The 23,869-nt window shown below is 30.9% G+C and carries 15 protein-coding genes and 2 other annotated features; of the genes, 14 read left to right on the top strand and 1 reads right to left on the bottom strand.

The annotated features are described in order from the left end of the window. The first annotated feature begins 28 nt into the window (after positions 1–28). The 7 genes from KQI41_RS10150 (at position 29) to KQI41_RS10120 (ending at position 12,368) form a co-directional block, all read left to right on the top strand. The gene (locus KQI41_RS10150) at positions 29–3,370 is read left to right on the top strand and encodes a tetratricopeptide repeat protein (protein ID WP_154439766.1); all 3,342 of its coding nucleotides are present in this window, start codon (positions 29–31) and stop codon (positions 3,368–3,370) included. Positions 3,371–3,382: 12 nt separating this feature from the next. After that, on the top strand, positions 3,383–5,083 hold the full coding sequence (locus KQI41_RS10145; protein ID WP_154439767.1) for an Hsp70 family protein: 1,701 nt from the start codon (positions 3,383–3,385) through the stop codon (positions 5,081–5,083). 145 nt (positions 5,084–5,228) lie between these two features. Further along, positions 5,229–5,461: a binding site (T-box leader), on the top strand. 108 nt (positions 5,462–5,569) lie between these two features. Then, a complete protein-coding gene (gene asnS, locus KQI41_RS10140) occupies positions 5,570–6,958 on the top strand; it encodes an asparagine--tRNA ligase (protein WP_154439768.1) in 1,389 nt (462 codons plus the stop codon). A 140-nt stretch (positions 6,959–7,098) separates the two neighbouring features. Next, entirely contained in the window at positions 7,099–7,995 is an 897-nt protein-coding gene (locus tag KQI41_RS10135; protein WP_216585243.1) for a DMT family transporter, read from the top strand. A gap of 563 nt (positions 7,996–8,558) precedes the next feature. Further along, positions 8,559–9,539: an Rpn family recombination-promoting nuclease/putative transposase gene (locus tag KQI41_RS10130; RefSeq protein WP_154439770.1), complete on the top strand. Its 981-nt coding sequence runs from the start codon at positions 8,559–8,561 to the stop codon at positions 9,537–9,539. A gap of 139 nt (positions 9,540–9,678) precedes the next feature. After that, the gene (locus tag KQI41_RS10125) at positions 9,679–11,130 is read left to right on the top strand and encodes a stalk domain-containing protein (RefSeq protein ID WP_154439771.1); all 1,452 of its coding nucleotides are present in this window, start codon (positions 9,679–9,681) and stop codon (positions 11,128–11,130) included. Continuing rightward, the gene (locus tag KQI41_RS10120; RefSeq protein WP_216585242.1) at positions 11,127–12,368 is read left to right on the top strand and encodes a hypothetical protein; all 1,242 of its coding nucleotides are present in this window, start codon (positions 11,127–11,129) and stop codon (positions 12,366–12,368) included. The genes KQI41_RS10125 and KQI41_RS10120 overlap by 4 nt, the downstream gene beginning before the upstream one ends. Here the strand turns inward: KQI41_RS10120 and KQI41_RS10115 are convergent. Next, positions 12,354–13,274 carry an alpha/beta hydrolase gene (locus KQI41_RS10115; protein WP_154439773.1) on the bottom strand — a complete coding sequence of 307 codons (921 nt, stop codon included), beginning with the start codon at positions 13,272–13,274 and terminating at the stop codon, positions 12,354–12,356. The genes KQI41_RS10120 and KQI41_RS10115 overlap by 15 nt on opposite strands. 97 nt (positions 13,275–13,371) lie before the next feature. On the opposite strand from KQI41_RS10115, the gene glpK reads away from it, so the two are divergent. From glpK to KQI41_RS10080, 7 genes are all read left to right on the top strand, one after another. Then, positions 13,372–14,868 carry a glycerol kinase GlpK gene (glpK, locus tag KQI41_RS10110; RefSeq protein WP_154439774.1) on the top strand — a complete coding sequence of 499 codons (1,497 nt, stop codon included), beginning with the start codon at positions 13,372–13,374 and terminating at the stop codon, positions 14,866–14,868. A gap of 68 nt (positions 14,869–14,936) precedes the next feature. Further along, positions 14,937–15,138 (top strand) — a binding site (T-box leader). 134 nt (positions 15,139–15,272) lie between these two features. Continuing rightward, a complete protein-coding gene (leuS, locus tag KQI41_RS10105) occupies positions 15,273–17,684 on the top strand; it encodes a leucine--tRNA ligase (RefSeq protein ID WP_216585240.1) in 2,412 nt (803 codons plus the stop codon). 1,450 nt (positions 17,685–19,134) lie between these two features. Next, positions 19,135–19,779 (top strand): Type 1 glutamine amidotransferase-like domain-containing protein, encoded by a 645-nt coding sequence (locus KQI41_RS10100; protein ID WP_216585239.1) that lies wholly within the window; start codon positions 19,135–19,137, stop codon positions 19,777–19,779. 62 nt (positions 19,780–19,841) lie between these two features. Continuing rightward, positions 19,842–20,974, top strand: a protein-coding gene (locus tag KQI41_RS10095) for an IS3 family transposase (protein WP_216584816.1) whose coding sequence is annotated in 2 segments (ribosomal slippage) — positions 19,842–20,112 and positions 20,112–20,974 — 1,134 coding nt in all. Because the reading frame shifts where the segments join, the coding sequence is not laid out codon by codon here. Between the two features lie 330 nt (positions 20,975–21,304). Then, positions 21,305–22,021, top strand: a complete 717-nt coding sequence (locus KQI41_RS10090) for a DUF2786 domain-containing protein (protein WP_216585238.1) — start codon at positions 21,305–21,307, stop codon at positions 22,019–22,021. 177 nt (positions 22,022–22,198) lie between these two features. Then, entirely contained in the window at positions 22,199–23,065 is an 867-nt protein-coding gene (locus KQI41_RS10085) for a CPBP family intramembrane glutamic endopeptidase (protein WP_216585237.1), read from the top strand. A 376-nt stretch (positions 23,066–23,441) separates the two neighbouring features. Further along, a complete protein-coding gene (locus tag KQI41_RS10080) occupies positions 23,442–23,582 on the top strand; it encodes a hypothetical protein (RefSeq protein ID WP_154441448.1) in 141 nt (46 codons plus the stop codon). Positions 23,583–23,869 lie beyond the last annotated feature (287 nt).

Below are 23,869 nucleotides of genomic sequence, written 5' to 3'. Positions count from 1 at the left end.
AAAACTTTAAAAAGGGGCGAAAAGAACAATGGAAAAATTTTGGAATGTACTAGGAATCGATAAAACTAAGGATGAAGATTTAATTAAATCTGCATATAGAGAAAAACTTGTTAATGTAAACCCAGAAGATGATCCAGAAGGATTTAAGGAACTTAGAAAAGCATATGAAGATGCTATTATACATATACAAGAATTAAAGAAGGAACAGACGTTTATAGAATTTGATGATTTAGATGATGTTGGAAAGTGGATGAAAAAAGTAGAAGAAATATACTTTAATTTTCCAGACCGAGTATCTACTAATAAATGGAAAGAACTTTTAGATGATGATATTTGTGTAGCTTTAGATACAGTAGGGATTGCTCAAGAAAAGTTACTTGCTTTTTTTATGGATAATTACTATCTGCCTCATAAAGTGTGGACATTAATAGATGAACGATTTGATATTACAGATGATAGAGAAAAGCTTTATGAGAAATTCCCTAAAAATTTCATAGATTTTGTATGTAATTCTATAATTTATGAGGATTTTTTGGATTTTTATTTATTTGAAGGTCCCGAATTTGGAGAATATGATGATTATATAAGGCATTATTTTAAAGTAAAAGATATGCTAGATTATAATGATTTAGATGGTATAGAGAAAGAAATCGAAATAATGAAAAACAATGCAATTTATCATCCATATGAAGATGTAGAAGTTGTTCGACATTATTTAAAATTGGGGAAGGATAAATATGCAGAAGAAATTATAATAGAATTGGGAAATAAGTATCCTGATTGTGATTATATTACTTTATATGTGGCAGAAGCTTCTTTTCAGTTAAATGAAATCTCTAGAGCAAAAAAATACTATGAAAAACTTATTGAAAAAATTCCCACTCATTACAGTGCCAAACTAGGATTAGGTAGATGTTTTTTAGCAGAGAAGGAATATCTTGAAGCAAAAGAATGGTTTATTGATATGCTATATGTCTATTCTGGTGACCAAAATGCTTTAAATGAAATGATGAGAGCAAATGAATATTTAATGGAAAGTTATAAAGAACAACTTGACGAAAATCCCGATGATTTTGAAACATTAGTAGAATTAGGATGGTGTTTCTATCAAAATCATAGATTTGATGATACCATAAATCTTCTAGAAGATTCAAATATTCCAGAAGATAAAAAACCATTATATAATAATTTAATGGGAAGAACATATTTATCTGTGAACAATTATGAAAAGGCATATCCTCTTTTACTAGCTTGGGTAGATGATTTAGAAAAAATAGAAGATGATGGAAGCGAAGATGCAGAAAAGAGATTAAGAAACTTTGGATACTCTTATTATACAATTGCAATAGCTCTTTCAAACTTAAAAGAACAAAGCGAAGAAAATTTCAAAGAAGTTTTAAATTATTTAGAAAAGGCTATTCAAAATGAAAAAGTTGAAAATAACAAGCTACTATATATGAATTATAAAGCGCAAACATTTTTAAAATATGAAAATAATGAGGAATGTATAGATATATGTGATGAAATAATCAGTAAAGCATCAGATTATTATCCAGCATATTTATGCAGACAAGAAGCATATTACAATATGGAGAGGTATCAGGATGTAATTGATGATTATTATAATGCTGTAAATATAGAACCAGGATATTACATGCCATATCTTCTAGCAATAAAGACATTCCATCTGTTTGGCAAGTACGAAGATTGTTTAGATATTATACAAAGAGCCGAAGACAATGATATAAACAATGAAGAAATAAAGCTTTATAAAATTAAAGCTTTAAGGCAAACTCTTGAAACCATAGGAGAAGTAAAAGAGCAGGCATATAAATTAGTATTGGACTTAAAAGATGACCATGTAAAAAATAATTATGATGAAGAGTTCTATTTGGATATTTTATATACAGAAGCAGATGTGTGTGTGGCTATGTATGAATTTGAAGACGCACTTAATGCTATAAATGAAGCTGTTAAATTAACTCAAAATATTGAATTTGTATTTTATAAAGGATATATACATCATGAACTAGAAGAATACCATGAAGCAATAAGTATATTTACAGAGCTTGATAAAGAATATCCTAATGACGAAAAAGTTATTTACCGTTTAGCATCAGCTCATGAGGGAAAGGGTAATTTAGATGAAGCTATAGCATATTATAATAAGCTTCTAGATATTAATCCAGAACGTACAGAAGCATATTCTTCAATTGCCAGTATGTTAGAGGAAAAAGCACAATACGCAACGGGAGATGAAGAAAGAAACTATTATAATGAAGCTTTAAAATATAGGGATAAACTAATTGAAATGAAGGAGACGGGATACAACTATCTTTCAAAAGGGCTTACGCTTTCAAGACTTGGAAGAACTGAAGAAGGTATAGATAACTATTTGAAATCAATTGAGCTAGATTCTGCAAATCCGTTTCCATACAATAATTTAGGATTTAATTATCACAATTTAGGAGAGTATGAGAAAGCTCTAGAGTACTATCTTAAATCTATGGAATGTCTGGATTATGAAGAAACACACTTGCCATTTAATAATATAGCAAAGACTTATAGGGTATTGGAACAATATGACAAAGCTGAGGAATATTTAAAAAAAGGATTGGAAAGGTTTCCTAATAAAGATGTTTTTTACGAGAGTTTAAGAAGTCTGTATATAATAATGGGCAAATATGATGAAGGAATTAAAATATGTAGCAAACATATGGAAAATGTAGAAAATGCAGATATAAATAAAATCAAACGTAGAAAGGGAGACTTATATAAACTTAAAGGTGATTTATCCAAGGCAAAATCCTCTTATAAGGATGCAATTTGTAAAGGTAAGAATAATACAGAGGTTTATCTTGATTTAGGTGATTTGTATTTATACCAAAATAAATATATGAAAGCCCTTCATTATTATAAAAAAGCATTAAAAGACGTGGATAAAACAGATTATGAGAATTTGTACGAGATATATTTGAATATGGGAATGTCATATAAATTTTTAGGATTTAAAAAAGAAGATTATTTCAAAAAATCAATTGAGTATTATATTAAAGATATAGGTGATGAAAAAGAGTTTTTTACAGATACTGGATATATTCCTGCTAGATTATATGGCATAACAAGAGCATATATATATATGGGAGATATTGAAAAAGCTGAATATTATATTGCTGAAATGGATAAATATAAAAAATGCAAAGGTTGTCCATATGGAAAATGTTATGAAAAGTTTGCTTTGGTAGGTATGTTAGCAGAGGCAAAAGGAGATATAGAAGAAGCATTGAAGAATTATAATATAGTGTTGGAATATGAGCCAGAATGTCTTGATGTGTGTATTGCAGTTAAAAGATTGGCATCTAAAGAGTAAGGGGAGAATAGCATGATAATAGGAATAGATTTAGGTACAACAAACAGTTCGGTATCATATTTTACAGAAGATGGTGCAAAAATAATTCCCAATCGTTTAGGGAAAAGTCTAACACCATCTGTTGTTGGTATAGATGAAAACTCTAATATATACGTAGGTGAAACAGCCCTAGAAAGAAGTGCAGTTTACTATGACAGTACAGCACAGGTTTTTAAAAGAGATATGGGAAGTCAAAAAGTTTTTAAGCTGGGGAAAAATGAATTTAATGCCGAAGAGTTATCTTCATTTATATTGAAATATTTAAAAGAAGATGCAGAACATTTTCTTGGTGAAAAAGTAGAAGAAGCAGTAATAAGCGTTCCTGCATATTTCAATGATGAACAGAGAAAAGCAACTAAAAAAGCGGGAGAAATGGCTGGATTCAAAGTAGAGCGTATTATAAGTGAGCCTACAGCCGCAGCCATAGCTTATGGATTGTATCAAAAAAAAGCAGATGCTAAAATTTTAGTATTTGATTTAGGTGGAGGTACATTTGACGTCTCTATTTTAGAGCTTTTTAATAATATACTTGAAGTTAGAGCAGTGGCTGGTGACAACTATTTAGGAGGAGAAGATTTTACTCAAATTTTAGTTGAACTATTTATTAAAAAAAATAAAATCGATAGAGAATCTTTAGATTCAAAAACTTTATCACATATATTGGACCAAGCAGAGAAATGCAAAAGAGGATTTTCAGATAGTAAAATATCTTCTATGAACTGTATTATAAATGATGAACGAATTGAATTTCAAATAGATATTGATGATTACGAGGAGGCTTGTGAACTTCTTTTAGAAAAAATAAGAAATCCCATAAAGAGAAGTTTAAGTGATACAAATCTGAGATTATCTCAAATAGATGATGTAATACTTGTAGGAGGTTCTACAAAGCTTCCTATTGTAAGAAAATTTGTAAATAAGCTTTTTGGCAGATTTCCAAATACATCAATTAATCCTGATGAAGCCGTATCCCTAGGTGCAGCAATTCAAGCTGCTTTAAAAGAAAGAAATCAATATATAAAAGAAGTAATTTTAACAGATGTTTGTCCATATACTTTAGGGACAGAAGTTGTTATGGAAAGAGAAAATAATAGGATAGAGGCAGGTTATTTCTGTCCAATAATAGATAGAAATACTGTAATTCCTGCAAGTAGAACTCAGACACTATATACGGTATATGATAATCAAAGTAAAATAAGAATAAATATACTTCAAGGGGAGAGCAGATTCGCAAAGAATAATATATCTTTGGGAGAACTATTTGTGGAAGTTCCATTGGCTTTGGCAGGTGAAGAAAGTATAGATGTAACATATACTTATGATATTAATTCTATACTGGAAGTAGAAGTTAAAGTAAATTCCACAGGAAATAAAGTTAAACAAATTATCAAAAATAAAAATAATGATATGACTGATGAAATGATAGAAAAACGAATGGAAGAAATAAGTTACTTGAAGATTCCTCCTAGAGAGCAGGAAAAAAATAAACTTCTTTTATTTAGGAGTGAGAGAATGTATGAAGAAAGTGTAGGAGAAGCTAGGAAGCAGTTAGATTATATAATTACAAAATTTGAATCTGCACTAAAAACTCAGGATCCTATAAAAATAGAAAATGCAAGAGAAATATTCAAAGAAGAGTTGGACTATATCGATGAAGACCAAAAGCTAAGATAAATAGTATTTCTTGTAAATGCAGCTTTATAAGGAATTTTTTCATAGTATAAATTTAGTAAAATGGATATAATAAAGAAATAAAATAAAGATTAGCTAAATTCATTGACAACTTTAGGTAAAATAACTATAATTATATAAAAGTAAGGAAAAAACTTTGATAGGAAGAGTAAATATAAGAGGTAGTCAAAGGGAGCCTATGATAGTGAGACATAGGTACGAGACTTATATTGAAGAACATCCTTGAGTTTCTAATTGAAATCATTAAGAGAGTAGACTTAGACGGAATCACACCGTTATATGTGAAGCACATTAAGATGTGTGTTAAAGTGGCTATTAGCAATTAGGGTGGTACCGCGAAATTTACCTTTCGTCTCTATAATCAAAAAGAGATGAAAGGTTTTTTTATGACCTAACTTAGTGAACGATAGTGAGCTGATGTAGGTCAAACGTACCAAAAATTAAATCATAATAGAGAGGAGAATAAAAATGAAAACTACAATTAGGGAAATTTATAAAGAGACTGAGAAGTATTTAAATAATGAAGTTGTACTTGAAGGCTGGATAAGAACATCAAGAAGTTCAAAGACCTTTGGATTCCTAGAGTTAAATGATGGTACATTTTTTAAAAACATTCAAATAGTATTTGAGGAAAGTTTAGAAAACTTTAAAGAAGTGGAAAAATTGCCCCTTAGTTCATCAATAATGGTTAAAGGTATATTAGTACCTACACCAGAGGCAAAACAGCCCTTTGAAATTAAGGCAAGTGAAATAGAAATAGAAGGATATTCTACAGCAGATTATCCGCTACAAAAGAAAAGGCATACTTTTGAATATATGAGAACCATAGCCCATTTAAGACCTAGAGCTAATACATTTAATGCTGTATTTAGAGTAAGATCTATTCTTGCTTATGCAATACACAAATTCTTCCAAGAAAGAGGATTTGTATATGTTCATACTCCAATTGTTACAGCTTCAGATGCTGAAGGTGCAGGAGAAATGTTTAGAGTATCTACCTTAGATTTTCACAATATTCCTATGAATGATAAGAAAGAAATTGACTTTACAAAGGATTTTTTTGGTAAAGAAACTAGTCTTACAGTATCAGGTCAATTAGAGGGAGAAGCTTTTGCTTTAGCATATAAAGACATTTATACTTTTGGTCCAACATTTAGAGCTGAAAACTCTAATACTGCAAGACATGCAGCAGAGTTTTGGATGATAGAACCAGAAATTGCTTTTGCTGATATTAATGATGATATGCAATTAGCTGAAGATATGATGAAATATATAATTAAATATGTAATGGAAAATGCTAAGGAAGAAGTGGAGTTTTTCAACAGTTTTGTAGATAAAGGTTTAATTGAAAGACTTGAAAATGTAGTTAATTCAGATTTTGGACGTATAACATATACTGAAGCAGTGGAATTACTTCAAAAATCAGGTGAAGAATTCCAATATCCAGTAGAATGGGGTATGGACTTGCAAACTGAACATGAAAGATATTTATCAGAGAAAGTATTTAAAAAGCCAGTATTTGTCGTAGATTATCCAAAGGAAATAAAGGCATTTTATATGAGATTAAACGATGATGGAAAAACCGTAGCAGCCATGGACCTTTTAGTTCCAGGCGTTGGAGAAATCATAGGAGGTTCTCAAAGAGAAGAAAGACTTGAACTACTAGAACAAAAAATAATAGAAAACGGAATGGACCCAGAGGATTACTGGTGGTATCTAGAACTAAGAAAATTTGGTGGTACAAAACATGCAGGATATGGACTTGGATTTGAGAGAGCTGTTATGTATATAACAGGAATGACAAATATAAGAGACGTAATCCCATTCCCAAGAACAGTAAAATCAGCAGAATTTTAGAAAAAATTATAATAAAAAAGCTAACTAGTTTTTTAAATATAGTTAGCTTTTTTATTGCTTTTATAGTTATAATCTTCTTTAAAGGAATAGTAGACTATGCTATAATAATTATTCATATTATAAAACAAAGGAGAAAACATATGGAATTAACATGGTTTAGTTTAGCATTATTAGCCACATTATTTTGGGGATTATCAGATGTATCTTTTAAGAGGGGGACTGATCCTAACGACAAATATAGTCATTTAAGAATTTTAATTATGATTGGTATTATTATGGGATTACAAGCTTTTGTAGAATTATATAAATTGGATTTTAATTATAGTATAAAGACTAACTTTATATACTTTCCAGTATCCTTTTTATACATATTATCTATGGCAGTAGATTTTTATGGATATAGATACCTTCAAATATCAGTAGGTTCACCTGTAGCCAGTACCTCAGGAGCAATGGCAGGTATATTGTCTTTTATGGTACTAGGTAAAACAATGACAGGTATTCAATTTTTAGCAGTAAGTCTTATAACAATTGGTCTTATTTTGTTGGCAGTATTAGAAGGCAAAGAAGCTAGGAAAAAAGATTTAAGTTTGGAGGAAAAAAAGCTTAATCTTGGAGCAGTAGCCCTTATATTTCCTATAATCTATGCTGTAGTTGATGCCTTTGCAACATTTTTAGATGATGTGTATTTAAGTAATATCCTTACACCAGAAGAAGCATTGATTTCATTTGAACTTACTTTTTTTATTGTAGCTTTAATATCTTTATTTTACCTAGTAGTTATTAAGAAGGAAAGATATAATATTAAAGATGAGAAATTCAATATAATAGGTGGAATTTGTGAAACTGCAGGACAATTTTTCTATGTCTATGCATTAACTGGAAACTCAGTAGTTGCAGCACCATTAATGTCCATAGATAGTATTGTAGCTGTAATCTTTGGAAGAATATGGCTGAAAGAAAAATTGAGTAAAAATCAATATTTTACTATTATAATGATAACCATAGGAGTATTTATTTTAGGATTCTTTGAGTAAAGTAGAGACAGTAATAGTTTAGGGATATGTAAATATAACAATATTAAAAAACCTCTGTAGATAATATTATTTACAGAGGTTTTTTAAATTATCTAATTATATGAAGAAGTTTGGAATATATGTTAATATTCTAAGATTATTCATCAATCACGTTGAAATTTAAAGCCGAAATTTTAACTAAATTTTATATTATAGAAAATGATAATTAAAAATTATAGGTTCTAACTATAAACAAGCTAAAAAATCATAAAGTTTTTATGTTTTCAAAAGTAGTGTTCTTTGATAAACTACACAAAGTGTTTATATAATAATATTTAGAAAACGTATAATGTTAGCTATGCAAAGTGGCTATAAATCAATATAAAATGTATAGGATTAATATGATTTTGAATAAACAGCAGTTGTAGAAATTATACAAAAGCCTATACTTAATATGGATTTTTTAGAATCATCAATATTAAAGTAGATATAATAGAATAAGATTATACCACTAGAATATGTAGAAGAATAATTATATAAATGATATAATAAATTTGGGAAGACTAAAAAAAGTTGGTGATAAGATGAAAAATGAAGTAGTAAATAAGCATGATGTCACATTTAAGGAAGTATTTAGTCAGAAAAGAATAGCAAAAGATTTTATAGAAAATAATATACCTAAAGAAGCTTTAGATATAATAGATATGGAGAGTTTAGAACTTCAAAAGGATACCTTTATAAACAAAGAATTACAAGAAAACTTTTCAGATTTAATTTATAGGGTAAAAATAAACAATAAAGATGCTTATATATCTTTTCTAATAGAGCATAAGTCCTATAAAGATAAATTAGCAATATTTCAATTAAATAAATATATGTTAGAATCGTGGATGACAATAATACAAAAAGAAAACAAAGAAGAACTGCCAATTATAATTCCAATGCTTATTTATCATGGAAAAGAAAAATGGAATATTAGAACCGATATAAGAGATATGATACCAGATTTTTATCAGTTACCAGAATACTTTAAAGAAAGAGTACCAGTATTCAAATATGATTTTTTCAATATAGGGGAATATAAAGAAAATGACTTTCAGAAACTAACTAGATTAACAGCAATGATGCTAAAGGCGTTTAAATATTCCTTTGAAGAGGATTTGGAAGTGGTTCTGGAAAATTTTCTATTAGCATTGGATGAGGTACAAAAAGAAGAGTCATTGGAGACAATAATATATTATGGGGAAATATATTTAAGATATATAGAATTAACCAATAGTGATGCTACAGAGGAAGATATAAAAGAGGAAATAAGGAGATTAGATGGAAAGGGGGCTGTTACTATGAGTATCTTAGAAAGAAGAGAGTTATTAGGAATGGAAAAAGGACTACAAGAAGGAATGCAGAAAGGATTACTCGAAGGAAGACAAGAAGGAATGCAGAAAAGAAATATTGAGATAGCTAAAAACTTATTAAAAGAAGGTGTAGAAATAGCATTAGTAGTAAAAGCAACAGGTCTTTCTAAATCTGAGGTGGAAGAATTAAAGGAACAACTTGATAACTAAAAATAATATAAATACGACAGGTATACCAAATTCCTGTCGTATTTTATAGAGTAAAATTGGATGAATTTATTTTTAAATTACATAAGTTAGTAAAAACTTGAATTAAAGAACAATTATAAAAAATAGGGGGAAAATATAAATGAATAAGAAAGCAGATATTTTAAAGAAAACAGGAGTAGGTACATTAGTTGCGATTACACTATTAGGACCAGTAGGTTGTAATGCTGTGGAGAATATATCAAATACTACACAAGTAGCATTATTAAATAACATGGAGAATAATGGAAACCCATTCACCCAATACAAGACCAATGTTGAAAAGATGGAAGATGCAGCCTACAACTACAAAGTAACCCTAATACAAAAAGATGGCACAAAAATAAGATTGGATAACAAGTTTGCCTATGGAATTAAAATGGTAAATGGAAGAACATCTGTAGCAATAAGGGATATTGCAGACAATATAGAAGGTGTAAACCTAACATGGGACCAAGCCAATTCATTAGCTATAGCCAAAGGGAATGGTAAAGAATTAAAGTACCCAATAAATAAAAGGGTAATGTCCTCAAATGGAGAACTAGTAGAACTAGATACTTCAGCAACAGTAGACCCTGCTGTAAGCAGAACCTACCTACCATTTAGAAGTATAATGGAAAGCCTAGGATATACAGTAGACTATTATCATGAAGCAAAGGCAATAGACATAAGAGAAGAAGGTGCACCTAAGCAAGAACATGTAGTAGAGAAACCAACTACACCAGTGGAGAAACCAGTTGAAAAACCAGTAGAAAAGCCGGTGGAGAAACCAATAGAGAAACCTGTTGAAAAACCCGTAGAGAAACCTGTTGAGAAGCCGATTGAAAAGCCAGTTGAGAAACCCGTAGAGAAACCAAAAGAAGAGAAACCAACTACTCCACCTAAACCGGTAGAAAAGCCAGTGGAAAAACCCGTTGAAAAACCAGTAGAAAAGCCAGTAGAAAAGCCAAGCCAAAGTAGTAATAAGGCAACCATTGAGGATTTAGAGGTTGTGAAATCATATTATGATAGATGGGGGTACTTCAAACCCCCATGCTACACAGCAGTAGACCTATCCACCATAAAAGAAATACCAAATAAAGATGGAAAATATGTAGAGAATAAATATAAAAAGTTAGTAGGTTTAGGAAATGTAAATCTGGATTTAAGTTTTAGAGGAAATAAATTATATGATGCAACTAGTTATTACAAAGATATAATAATACCTCAATATGGAATCGACGAATATGATAATGGAGAAATAGGTGTATACCTTAGCCTATCCGTAAGAAGTCCCGTAAGCCCTAGAACCATGCACACCTACGCCATCGCAGATACAGAGGGAACCATATATACAACAAGAGCATCAAGTGGTACAATATTTGCTAATAAAGGTGAAACCCTAGAAGGTAAAACATTAAAGACATTATACTTTTATGATAACGGTACAATAATTGAAATCAATTTAAATAAACCTGTTAAAATAAAGAATATGAAAAGGGATAAACCTTCAAGTAGAAAAGGTGTGAAACATAGTGAATCTGTACAACTGATAAAGATAGGTGATTTAAAATGAAAATAAACAAACGAAGGTTAACATTACTACTTTGTTTAATAACGATATTAACAACATTTACGGTATTCGCAGATGATGCTGAAGTTGGGGATCAAACCCTATCTGTCCCAGGAGTAGGATTTTACCTAAACCCGGATGGGAAACCCAATGATACTAGAACTAGGGATAATGGGGACAACACCTACACGCAGAAAATAGTGAACATGACACCAGTACCAAATGGAACCACACAGGTAAACGTAAGCTGGGGGAAGGAAGCATTGCAGGGGGCAGGTAAAGGGGCAAACTTCAATTCCAATGGACATACCACCCCTAACGGGCAAGTCATCACTAACGGGCAACAAGTTACAGATACATTTGGAGATAGAATGTTAGACTCAGACTCCTTATCAAATTTTAAAATAGAAGGATATGTTACAAAGAATGGTCAAACTTATGTTCAGTGGTCAGCAGATATTACAGTATCTGAGAAGATGATTAAGGATTGGCCTCAGGTTCCAAAGTCAGTTCAGGAAATGGCAAAACGACATAGTGATACTGGAGGAAACTTACACGACCCTAAGTTCATTGAAGATATGGTGGCAATATTCAAAAGAGACTACCCCACAACTAACCCTAATTATGATTACGAAAAGGCTTTGAGGACTATAATGTTGGATGTAGACTGGTTTGACAGACAATCAATGGCAATGTTCCCTATAGGATTAATATTTGAAACAACCGAAACCCATAAGACATCTAGTACAAAGGCAAAAGAAGAGAAGAAAAACCAAATGCCCCCGGAGGGCAAAGGACCTACAACATGCGTAGCTTCCAACCCTTATATATGCTTAGACTCCTACAGAGAAGTATTCTTGTACTCCTACACCACAACAACAGACCTGCCAACACCACCTACTAGAAACCATGGACCTTGCCCCGCATATGATAATGTGGGGTTCAAGGAGTGGGACAGTGCATGGGGAGAAAACTATTTCCCTAAAGCAGGAGATGGAGAACATTGGAAATACTGGAACTCAACGAATGTAAATAAGGGTTACAATAAGAGTATCCACTATGAAACAAGAGGAGTAGTTCCCGGGGCTACAAACCCAGCAAATATAATAAATGGTAGACCAGTAGAAACTACACAATGGACACCTCTTTCAGATGCTAAATATGAAACATTCTTAGCAGAACCTGTAGGTAAAATAGACTACACATGGGTAGATAACTCCTCATTATTACCTTCCTTTTAACCAGCTATATATATAATCATAAACTTCCTCTTTATTTTCTTCATTTAAAAGTTCGTGTCTTCCACCAGGATATAATTTCAGAGAAATATCTTGAATATCTAAATCATTGTATTGATTATATAATCGCTTTACAGATTTACCATACTTACCTACAGGATCCATATCACCTGATAAGACTAGTATAGGTAAAGTTTTTACTATATTATTTAACCTTTCTTTTTTATATAATCCTTTAAAACCTTCAAAGAGATTATAATAAAAATTTATTGGAGATATATATCCGCAGAGTTCATCTTTTATATATTTATCTACTTCTTTATTATCTCTACTTAGCCAATCAAATTCAGTTCTTTTATTTTCAACCTTATTATTAAAAGAACCAAAGGATAATTTATCAATTAGTTTTGCCTCTAAAGTATTATCAAAGAATTTATTTTGTATATTTGACAGTATATTACCTGCCTTAATATCTAAACCATTTTGTTTTGCAGACCCTGATAAGATTATACCACTAATATCTTTTGAATACTTGATTATATATTCTTGACCAATAAATGATCCAAAGCTATGGGCAAATATATATAAAGGAAGGTCTTGATACTTTTCCTTAATTAGATTAGATATTATTTTTTCATCTTCAACGATATTATAAAAACCATTGTCTCCAACATAGCCTAAGATATTATTTTTATTTGCAGAATAACCATGTCCCCTATGATCATCGGCATAAACTATATATCCCTTTTCATTTAAAAATCTTGCAAAGTCATCATATCTAGCTGTATGTTCAGCCATTCCATGGAAGATTTGTACTACTCCTTTTGGATTTAAAACATCATCCCAAATTCTTAAAAATATTTCCATTTCATCTTTTCCCTTAACAAAGGTTTCTATACTTAATCCCAATTTAATCACCTCAACTAATTATATCTAATTAAAAATAGAAGAACAATAGGGCAATATGATATAATTATAATAAAAGATATAAATCATTGGAGGTACTATGGTGAAAAAATATATAATGGCTTTTGATCAGGGGACAACAAGCTCTAGAGCTATAATATTTGATAAATCAGGTAATATAGTAGGTAAGGCACAAAAAGAATTTAAGCAAATATATCCAAAAGCTGGGTATGTAGAACATGACCCTATTGAAATATGGGCCACACAATCAGGGGTAGCAAGAGAGGCTCTAGAAATGGGAGGTATAAGGGGAGATGAAATAGCAGCTATAGGTATTACTAACCAAAGGGAGACTACTATAGTTTGGAATAAGAACACAGGTAAGCCTATTTATAATGGGATAGTATGGCAGTGTAGACGAACGGCAGATATATGTAGTGAACTTCGAGAAATGGGATTAGAAGAATATATTAGAGAGAATACTGGCTTAATCATTGACGCATATTTTTCTGCCACTAAAATTAAATGGATATTAGATAATGTAAAGGGGGCTAGAAACTTAGCAGAAGAAGGAGAGCTTTTATTTGGAACTGTGGACACTTGGATTATCTGGAATTTAACTAGAGGAAAAGTTCATGTAACTGATTACTCCAACGCATCTAGAACTATGTTATATAATATAAAAGAATTGAAGTGGGACGAAAAATTAATAGAAGTACTAGATATACCAAAATCTATGCTACCAGAAGTGAAACCTTCATCTGAGATATATGGTTATACAGAGGAGTATATATTTGATGGCATTAAAATACCCATAGCTGGTATTGCTGGAGATCAACAGGCAGCACTTTTTGGTCAGAACTGTTTTGAACCTGGCATGGCTAAAAATACTTATGGAACAGGATGTTTTTTACTAATGAATACAGGGGAAAACATGGTGCTATCCAAAAAGGGATTATTGACTACAATAGCCTGGGGGATAGATGGTAAAATAGAATATGCTTTAGAGGGAAGTATATTTGTGGCAGGAGCTTCTATTCAATGGCTAAGGGATGAGCTAAAACTCATTAGGTCAGCAGAAGAATCTGAATACTACGCAGCAAAAGTTGAAGATACAAATGGAGTATATGTAGTGCCTGCCTTTGTAGGTATAGGTGCACCATATTGGGATATGTACGCAAGAGGAGCAATATTAGGTCTTACTAGGGGAGCTAAATCCGAGCATATAATTAGAGCAACCTTAGAATCTATAGCCTATCAAACTAGAGATGTATTAGAAGCCATGGAAGAAGATTCAAATATTAAACTTCAATCACTTAAGGTAGATGGTGGAGCTGTAGGAAACGATTTTTTAATGCAGTTTCAAGCAGATATATTATCTTCCATAGTTGAAAGACCTAGAATCATAGAAACTACTGCTTTGGGAGTGGCTTATTTAGCTGGTCTTGCAGTAGGATTTTGGAAAGATAAAGAAGAAGTTTTAGACAATTGGCAAATAGATAGAAAGTTTGTTCCTAATATGGATACTGAAAAAATAAATAAATTATATAAAGGATGGAAAAAGGCAGTAGAAAGATCTTTTGCTTGGGAAGAATGATATAATTATAATATTTTAAAATAGTCTTGATTTTATTGGATTTCTCTGCTAGAATATAGCTTAAATCAATAAATACTGTGAATGGAAGTAGTAGGTCTTATATCAATTATAGAGAGCTGTCGGTTGGTGAAAGACAGTATTGATAAAGACTGAACTCGTCCAGGAGTTACTATGATGAAATTAGTCATAGTCGGTTAAATGCCGTTATATTTTGAGTGGATAGAAATATCAATAAGAGTGGTACCGCGGAATTTGCCTTTCGTCTCTATTTAGAGATGGAGGGCTTTTTTATGACCTAACACAGCGAACGACAGTGAGCTGATGTAGGTCAAACGTAACGAGAACCAAATCTATACGAGTGTAATTAGGAAATTAATTGTCGATTAAATAAGAGGAGGATAATTATGAGAGAATATAGACCAAATGAAATTGAAAAAAAGTGGCATGATATTTGGGATGAAAGACAACCCTTTAAGGCATCTAATGAAAGTAATAAACCGAAGTTTTATGCTTTAGTAGAATTCCCTTATCCATCAGGAGAAGGGCTGCATGTAGGTCACCCAAGACCATATACTGCATTAGACATTGTGTCTAGAAAGAGAAGACTTGAAGGATATAATGTATTATATCCAATGGGATGGGATGCCTTTGGATTACCAACAGAGAACTATGCAATTAAACATAAAATCCATCCAGAAACAGTTACAGAAAGAAACGTAGCAAGATTTAAATCACAGTTAAAATCCATAGGATTTTCCTTTGATTGGGCAAGGGAAATAAATACTACAGATCCACATTATTATAAATGGACTCAATGGATATTCCTAAAACTATATGAAAAAGGATTGGCATATAAACAAGAAATGCCTATTAACTGGTGTCCATCTTGTAAAGTAGGCTTAGCAAACGAAGAAGTTATTCAAGGAACCTGCGAAAGATGTAGTGGAGAAGTAGTTAGAAAAGTTAAAAACCAATGGATGCTAAAAATAACAGAATATGCAGATAGACTAATTAGTGATTTAGATAAGGTGGATTATATTGAGAGAGTAAAGGCTCAGCAAACTAACTGGATTGGTAAATCTGAGGGAGCAGAGGTAGACTTTCAAATTGCAGGAAAAGAAGATAAGCTAAGAGTATTTACTACAAGACCAGATACATTATTTGGTTCAACATATATGGTTATTGCAGCAGAGCATCCTTTAATAGAAAAATATAAGGAAGAAATAACAAACTTAGATGAAATTCATGAATATCAACATGAAGTAGGTAAGAAATCTGATTTTGAAAGAACAGAATTATCTAAAGATAAAACAGGTATAGAAATAAAAGGATTAACAGCTATTAATCCTGCTACTGGAGGAGAAATTCCTATTTGGATTTCTGACTATGTTTTAATGAGTTATGGTACAGGAGCAATAATGGCAGTACCGGGACATGATACTCGTGACTGGGAATTTGCTAAGAAATTTAACCTTCCTATAATTGAAGTAATCAAAGGTGGAGATGTAGAAAAAGAAGCCTTTACAGATACAGAAGAAGGTATAGCTATAAATTCTGATTTCATCAATGGAATGGAAGTAAAAGAGGCTAAGGAATATATGATTAAATGGCTAGAAGACAAGAATCTTGGTACTAGAAAAGTAAACTTTAAGTTAAGAGACTGGGTATTTTCTAGACAAAGATATTGGGGAGAACCAATTCCTCTAATACACTGTGATGAATGTGGATGGGTCCCAGTACCAGAAAAAGAACTGCCAGTTATGTTACCAGATGTAGAAAACTATGAACCAGCGGATAATGGTGAATCACCATTGGCAAATATTACAGATTGGGTAGAAACTACTTGTCCAAAATGTGGTAGAAAAGGAAAAAGAGAAACAGATACAATGCCTCAATGGGCAGGCTCTTCTTGGTACTTCCTAAGATATATCGATCCTTTTAATGAAGAAAAATTTGCTTCTCAAGAAGCTTTAAATTATTGGTTACCAGTAGATTGGTATAATGGTGGAATGGAACATACGACCCTTCACCTACTATATTCAAGATTCTGGCATAAATTCTTATATGATATTGGAGTAGTTCCTATACCTGAACCATATGCAAAGAGAACTTCTCATGGAATGATTCTAGGAGATAATAATGAGAAGATGTCAAAATCACGTGGAAATGTAATAAATCCTGATGATATAGTAAGAGACTATGGTGCAGATACTCTTAGAACTTATGAAATGTTTATAGGTGACTTTGAAAAAAGTGTACCTTGGTCAGAAAATGGAGTAAAAGGATGTAGACGATTCCTTGAAAGAGTATGGAAACTTCAAGATATTTTAGTAGATGGTGAAGATTATACTAAGGAATTAGAATCAAGTATTCACAAGACTATTAAAAAAGTATCTGAAGATTTTGAAACCCTTAAATTTAATACAGGTATTGCAGCTTTAATGAGTCTATTAAATGAATTCAATGACCATGGTAGCATAAAGAAAGAAGATTTAAAGACATTTATAATACTACTAAACCCTGTGGCTCCTCATATAACAGAGGAAATGTGGGAGATATTAGGGTTGGAAGGCTATCTTCATGAAACTGCTTGGCCAAAATATGATGAAGAAAAAACAAGAGATAAAGTAATAGACCTACCAGTTCAAGTAAACGGCAAAGTAAGAGGTACAATACAAATTAGTGTTGACGAATCCCAAGATATAGCAAGAGAAAAAGCAAAAGCTGATGAAAATATTAATAGATTCCTAGAAGGAAAGAATATAGTAAAGGAAATATTTGTTCCAGGGAAAATATATAATATAGTTGTTAAGTAATAATTATCCCTAAAAAACGGCTAAATTCAACACTGATTAGGTAAACGGCAGTACATAAATATTTATTTACTGCCTCCTTCCTGCCTTATACATATCCCTATTGAAATTAGCATATGCCTTTATAGCAATTTCTAGGGTATCGCCCATAAATTCAGCCATGGTTTTAAAATCTAATCCTATCTCAATTAAATTAGTGCATAGGTATACCTTAAGTCATGTATGAAAATATTAAAGCCTAATCTTTTAAATTTGTAATTGAATCTAGTACACATACTAGATGTAATTTTTTCAGAAAACAATCTATTGTGTTTTAATTCTCTTACTCATATCTTTTTGTACTCCTTATCTTCTTTCAATTGCTTGTTTATAATTATATCATTGTTTTGTCTATATTATCCCAAGTTAACCCTGCAATTTCTCCAGCTATCAATCTGTATTTAGAAGCAATAATGGAAATCATCCTTTTTTATGTCTAAAAACTCAATGTCTATCATAAACTTATGATTTAGAACAAAAAATGTTTTTAGATCAATTTCATGTGCTATAACGGTGTTAGGTTCTCTGTATAAAAGTGGTAGCATTTTCAAAAGTTTAAAAGCTATGGCCAAGGAACTTAGAGTATAGTAAATATGTTTTATGAGGTGGAAACGAAGGAATAAGAATCTATTTAAAAAAACAGAAAATTGAATGAAACTTTATAGATATAAAAGAATCGGGGACAAACCCCGACTCAATTATTCTAAGTTAGAACAAATCACAATTACAGAAAATAACTACTAAAAGTAAAAAGAAGAATAGTAAAGAAGTATCCATACCACGTTCTTTTTCGCATCCTCTTCTGCCACCTAATAATTCATCCATAAAGACACCTCCGATCTAGTTTAGATTAAGTACTCTTATAATAGAATATGAGAGATAGTAATAAAGAGTTAATTTATTAATAAATAAATTAAAAGAAGGTGAATGAATATGACTAAGAAACAAATAACAACTGCCATAGAAGAAGTCGAAAGATTATTAAGAAGATGGAAAAACTAATTAGAGGGACATTACTTAAACAGGAACTAAATAAAGATAGATTGTTGAGAGTATAGACGAGCTTAAAAATAGTGTATTCAGTAGACAGCTGGAGAGTGAAGCAATGAATAAAATAAGATGTAAAAAATATAGTAAATTACTTCTTGAACTTGAAGGAAAGGCAGAGATAATTTGCAATAGATGTAAGACAAAAAAATAAAATTGGCACAAAAAAACAGCTAATCATTTACATGAAATAGAAAATTGGAAACTGGAAACTGAACAATACGATATTAAAAAGTAAGATATTTCCAAAATTTATTGGTGTTACATGATATGTATGCTACAATATATTATATAAGTAGATTGTAGTCGTATATTAAGGTGAACTACAGATTATTTATATTATATAAACTTTACTACGGAGGTACTTATGAGAACTCACTATTATTTAGGTTGGTTTAACGATATTTTTCCTGAGAAGCTAGTTAAGTTATTACATGAAGATATAACTGATAGAAAATCACTTGTTATGATTAGTGCAAATCCATTTCTTCATGAAGACGAGGAAGTTGGTGCCACTGAACGCTCGTGGCTTGACCAGGCTAATATTATGTTTGATGAATATCATTTAATTGATTATGGTGTACAGAAGGAAGATGCTCAAAAATTAATTCAAAATGCTTCGGTCATTTTCTTGTTAGGTGGAAATACCATTGAACAGAACGGTATTTTAATTGAATATGAATTGTCAGATTTGATTAAAAAAAGCAGAGCCGTTGTAATGGGAACAAGTGCTGGTGCAATAAACATGTCCGCTAAATGGTTATGCTCGAAATACACTGGTAATAAAGGTGAAATAAGCTCTATTTGCCATGGTATAGGTCTTGACAATTTTTCTGTCCTGTCTCATTTTGATCTTGAAAATAACATTGAGAAGATTCAATGTGAACTGTCTTCTTTATCGGAAGAAATAAATATTTATGCGTCGAACAAAGATTGTGCTGTACGCGTAAAAGGAGACAAAATCGACATTTTAGGCAATGTATATTTAATTTCTCACTCAAAGATTGGATAGGTTACACTAGATAGGACAGTTTTTCTCCGAACATGATATAATAAAACTAGGAGGAGAAAATCATGTCAAGAAAATATTATGAGGAAAATTTCAAGAAGCAATTAGTTAACATATATAACCAAGGTAACCATACCTATAGGGATCTACATGAGCAATATGGGGTCTCTCCATCTACTCTAAGACAATGGGTAGTGAGGTACAATAAAACTGAATCCTTCAATGCTAAAGATAATATGACGGACCAGGAGAAGGAATTAATTGAACTAAGAAAAAGAAATAAACAACTTGAGATGGAGAATGATATTTTAAAGCAGGCAGCACTACTACTAGGCAAAAAGTAGACCTGATTATTTCTAATAGAGGGAAATATAGTATTAGTGCTATGTGTAAGCTTTTAAAGGTCTCAAGAAGCCTAGTATATTATCATCTAAATAATAGGGAAGCTAGTTCTTCTAACAAAGATTCGGAGATAGAGAAACATATAATGAAAATTTTCCATAGAAGTAAAAATAATTATGGTACTAGGAAAATTAAAGTAGAGCTTCAAAAGCTAGGTTATCAAGTTTCACGAAGAAGGATAGCTAGGATTATGAAAGAAAATGCCTTAGTATCTAACTACACTGTAGCTCAATATAAGGTCCATAGCAGGGGCTGTAATGAATCTAAAGTCTCTAATGTAGTTGATAGACAGTTCGATAATAGGGCTAAATTAGAGGTTGCAGTAAGCGACCTTACCTATGTCAGAGTAGGTAGTAAGTGGAACTATTTATGTACCTTGGTAGATCTATCTAATAGGGAAATAATAGGCTATTCAGCTGGTCCCAATAAAGATGCTTCTCTTATAGAAAAAGCACTTTTAAGCTGCCGTTATCCTTTAAAAGATATAAAGATATTTCATTCAGACCGTGGTAAGGAATATGATAATATAAAAATAGATAATATCCTAGAAGCCTTTAACATAGAACGTTCTCTAAGTAGGAAGGGGAATCCCTATGACAATGCTGTAAGTGAAGCTACCAATAAAATCCTAAAAGTAGAGTTTATATATCAAAATAGATTTGAAAGTCTGGAAGTGCTTAAATTAGAGCTTGCAGAATATATTTACTGGTATAATCACATAAGAATTCATGGATCTTTAGGATACATATCACCAATTGAATATAGAAATAGAGCTAGCTTTGATTTAGCAGCTTAGGCAGTATTTAGAAAGTATATTCTTGTTCGGAATAAATTTGTCTAAAAAAGGGTTGCCTTTCCAGATTCAGAAGTTGAATGAGACGCTTTAGTTGTGTTGAGTGGTTATGGCTTAACTGAATTAAATTCTTTATGCAAAACTTCGGCAACAGTCAAGGTCATGGTCACATATAGTATAAGCATAACCTACAGTAAGTTTCTTATACAATATTTATATTAAACGTTATAATTATTAATATTAAATATTTAGTAAAGATACCGTATTATTCAAAAATGAATTCTGCGGTATTTTTGTGTTGTACTTCAAGCATTAATACATCTTGTGTTGTTTATGTGTAATAAAGGAGTGGTTAAAATAAATACTACTATAATTGTGAGGATAAAAAAATTATTAGCGCTTAGTGAAAGCTCAAATGAATATGAAGCCAAATCAGCAATGCTAAAAGCTCAAGAATTGCTAATAAAACATAAGCTTTCAATAAGAGAGGTTGAAGACTGCAATGATTTAAAAATAAATGTAATAGAGAGTAAAACAAATATAACATTTACTAAAGCCAAATGGAAAGGTAGATTAGCATATGTAATTGCAGAGAATTTTGGATGCTATTCTTTTTTTAGAACTAATAGAACTCATACCATAACTTTTATGGGGAGAGATGAAGATGTTACTGTATGTACTATAGTATTAGAATATGCAATTGATTGTATAAATAGTGTTATAAAGAAACTCAGATATGAATATATAAAAGATGGATATTCAACAAAAGGCTTGGAGAACGACTATGCCTTAGGATTTATAGAAGGATTAAATAAGGCTTTTGAAAAACAAAAAGAAGCAAATCAAGAATGGGGGTTAGTATTAGTTAAAGATAAAGCTGTCATAGATGAATACAATAATAAAGAATTCAAAGGTACTATTAATACTAATACAAAATTTGAAGGTTTTAGAGATGTATATTATCAGGGCATAGAAGATGGAGAAAACTTTAGTATATTAGATAGGATTGCAGAAGAAGAAAAAAATTTGGAATTAGTTGTTTCTAAATAACTGTCACAAGCATTATATATAGAATAGAATGCTATTTGTGTGTAATTAAACCTTGAAAACTGAAGAGTACAGTATTGAAAATATAAGACGATATGGAATAATATGGTATAATTTTCTCATTAGATAAATTGTATAAGTATGTTTATGTAGAATAAAAATGATTTATAGGAGGTTGTAATGGAGAATAAAGTTTCAATTAAAGAAGTAATGATTGCTATGTTAAGTATTTTAATTTTGATTGTATCGCAAATAGTAGCCAACCTAATAGGTAGTATTGCCTATGTTACTGCAATTCCAGATTGGATTGGTAACATTATATTTGGTATTGTTTATGTTTTATTGACATATTTTTTATTAAGGATTTTATGTACTAAATTTTTGAAAAGTTTTTTAGAGAATTATGGTATGGGAAGGCCAAAATTAAAACTGGTATGGTTAATCAGTGCTGTTTTGCTCCCATCAATAGTTTCAGTAGCATTACTATGTATGCCTGGAGAGTTAATAAGTAATTCTGTTTCTTTGTCTAAAGGGACGAATATCATCACAGCAGCATTATTCTATTATGGAATTGGTGCTGGTGTCGTTGAAGAAATGGTTTTTCGTGGTATTGTCATGCATACATTGGAAAGGAGATGGAATAAGGTGGTTGCTATTCTTATACCATCCATGGCATTTGGATTATTGCATTTAATAGGGAGAGAGATGAACTTCGTTAGTATTTTACTTCTCTTTGTAGCTGGCACCAGTGTTGGAATCATGTTCTCTCTTATTACTTATGAAAGTGGTTCCGTTTGGTATAGTGCAATCATACATGGTATATGGAATTGTATTATGATTGGTGGTGTTTTAAACATTGGACCAACATATGATAGTGAAGCAATTTTCTCATATGTTCTCAAATCAAAATCAATAATTATTACTGGTGGTGATTTTGGAATAGAAGCATCTATTGTTTCAATTGTTGGATACATCTTATTTTCATTATTGGCATTTTATTTGTGGAAAAGGAATCAATGTACATCAAAAAATAAACATTATATTTAATAACTATAAAGTAAAGTGCTTTTTTATGTACCTTATTATTCAGAAATGAATTTTACGGTATTCTTATGTAGTGTTTCCAGAATTAATACATCTTGTGATATTTGTGTGTAACAAAAGAGAGGTTAAAATAAATGTTATTATAATTTTAAGGATAAATCAATAATGCTAAAAGCTTAAGAATTAATAGTATGATTTAATAGAACTATATTGAACGTAAAAATAAGATGCTAGACATTAGTCAAGCATAGATTTTATGAAAGATATTTAGAATTAGTGCAGGAAATTTAGGAAGAAATCTCAAGTTTTTTATTTTTTGAAGGAGTTTTAAAACTTATGTAGAAGTATATAGGTAAATCTATATAAGGGGTGATAAATTATGTTAGAAGATTTATTGCTTATATCTAAGGATTTATTGTATTCTTTAGATACTATGAAATTTACAGAAAATGAAAGAAGCTACATAACTAGTGTATTGAAAAAAGTTATAGATGTATCGTTAATAGAAATAAATAAGTGAGGAATAATTAGGACCATATTGTCCTTATTATTTTGCTGTCAGAAAAATGCAGAAATATTTTATTAAACTTGATTAGAATTAATTTGTTTAATTCTATCCTATTCTATAAAAATGTGCAATTTACATAGTTTTAAATAAAGTGAATTTAATTTATTAAATAAAGTGTATCTGCGAATATTTAGTTGTTAAGTAGAATAGGGCTGCCATTGGCAGCCTTATCTGTCTTGAGCCTAGAATCTTCTTCCAAACATATCACAATTACAGAAGATTACTACTAATAGTAAAAA

Source organism: Tissierella pigra (assembly GCF_018917845.1).
Classification (GTDB): Bacteria; Bacillota; Clostridia; order Tissierellales; family Tissierellaceae; genus Tissierella; species Tissierella pigra.
The sequence above is the reverse complement of the archived record's forward strand: the minus strand, read 5'-3'. Positions and strand labels throughout refer to the sequence as shown.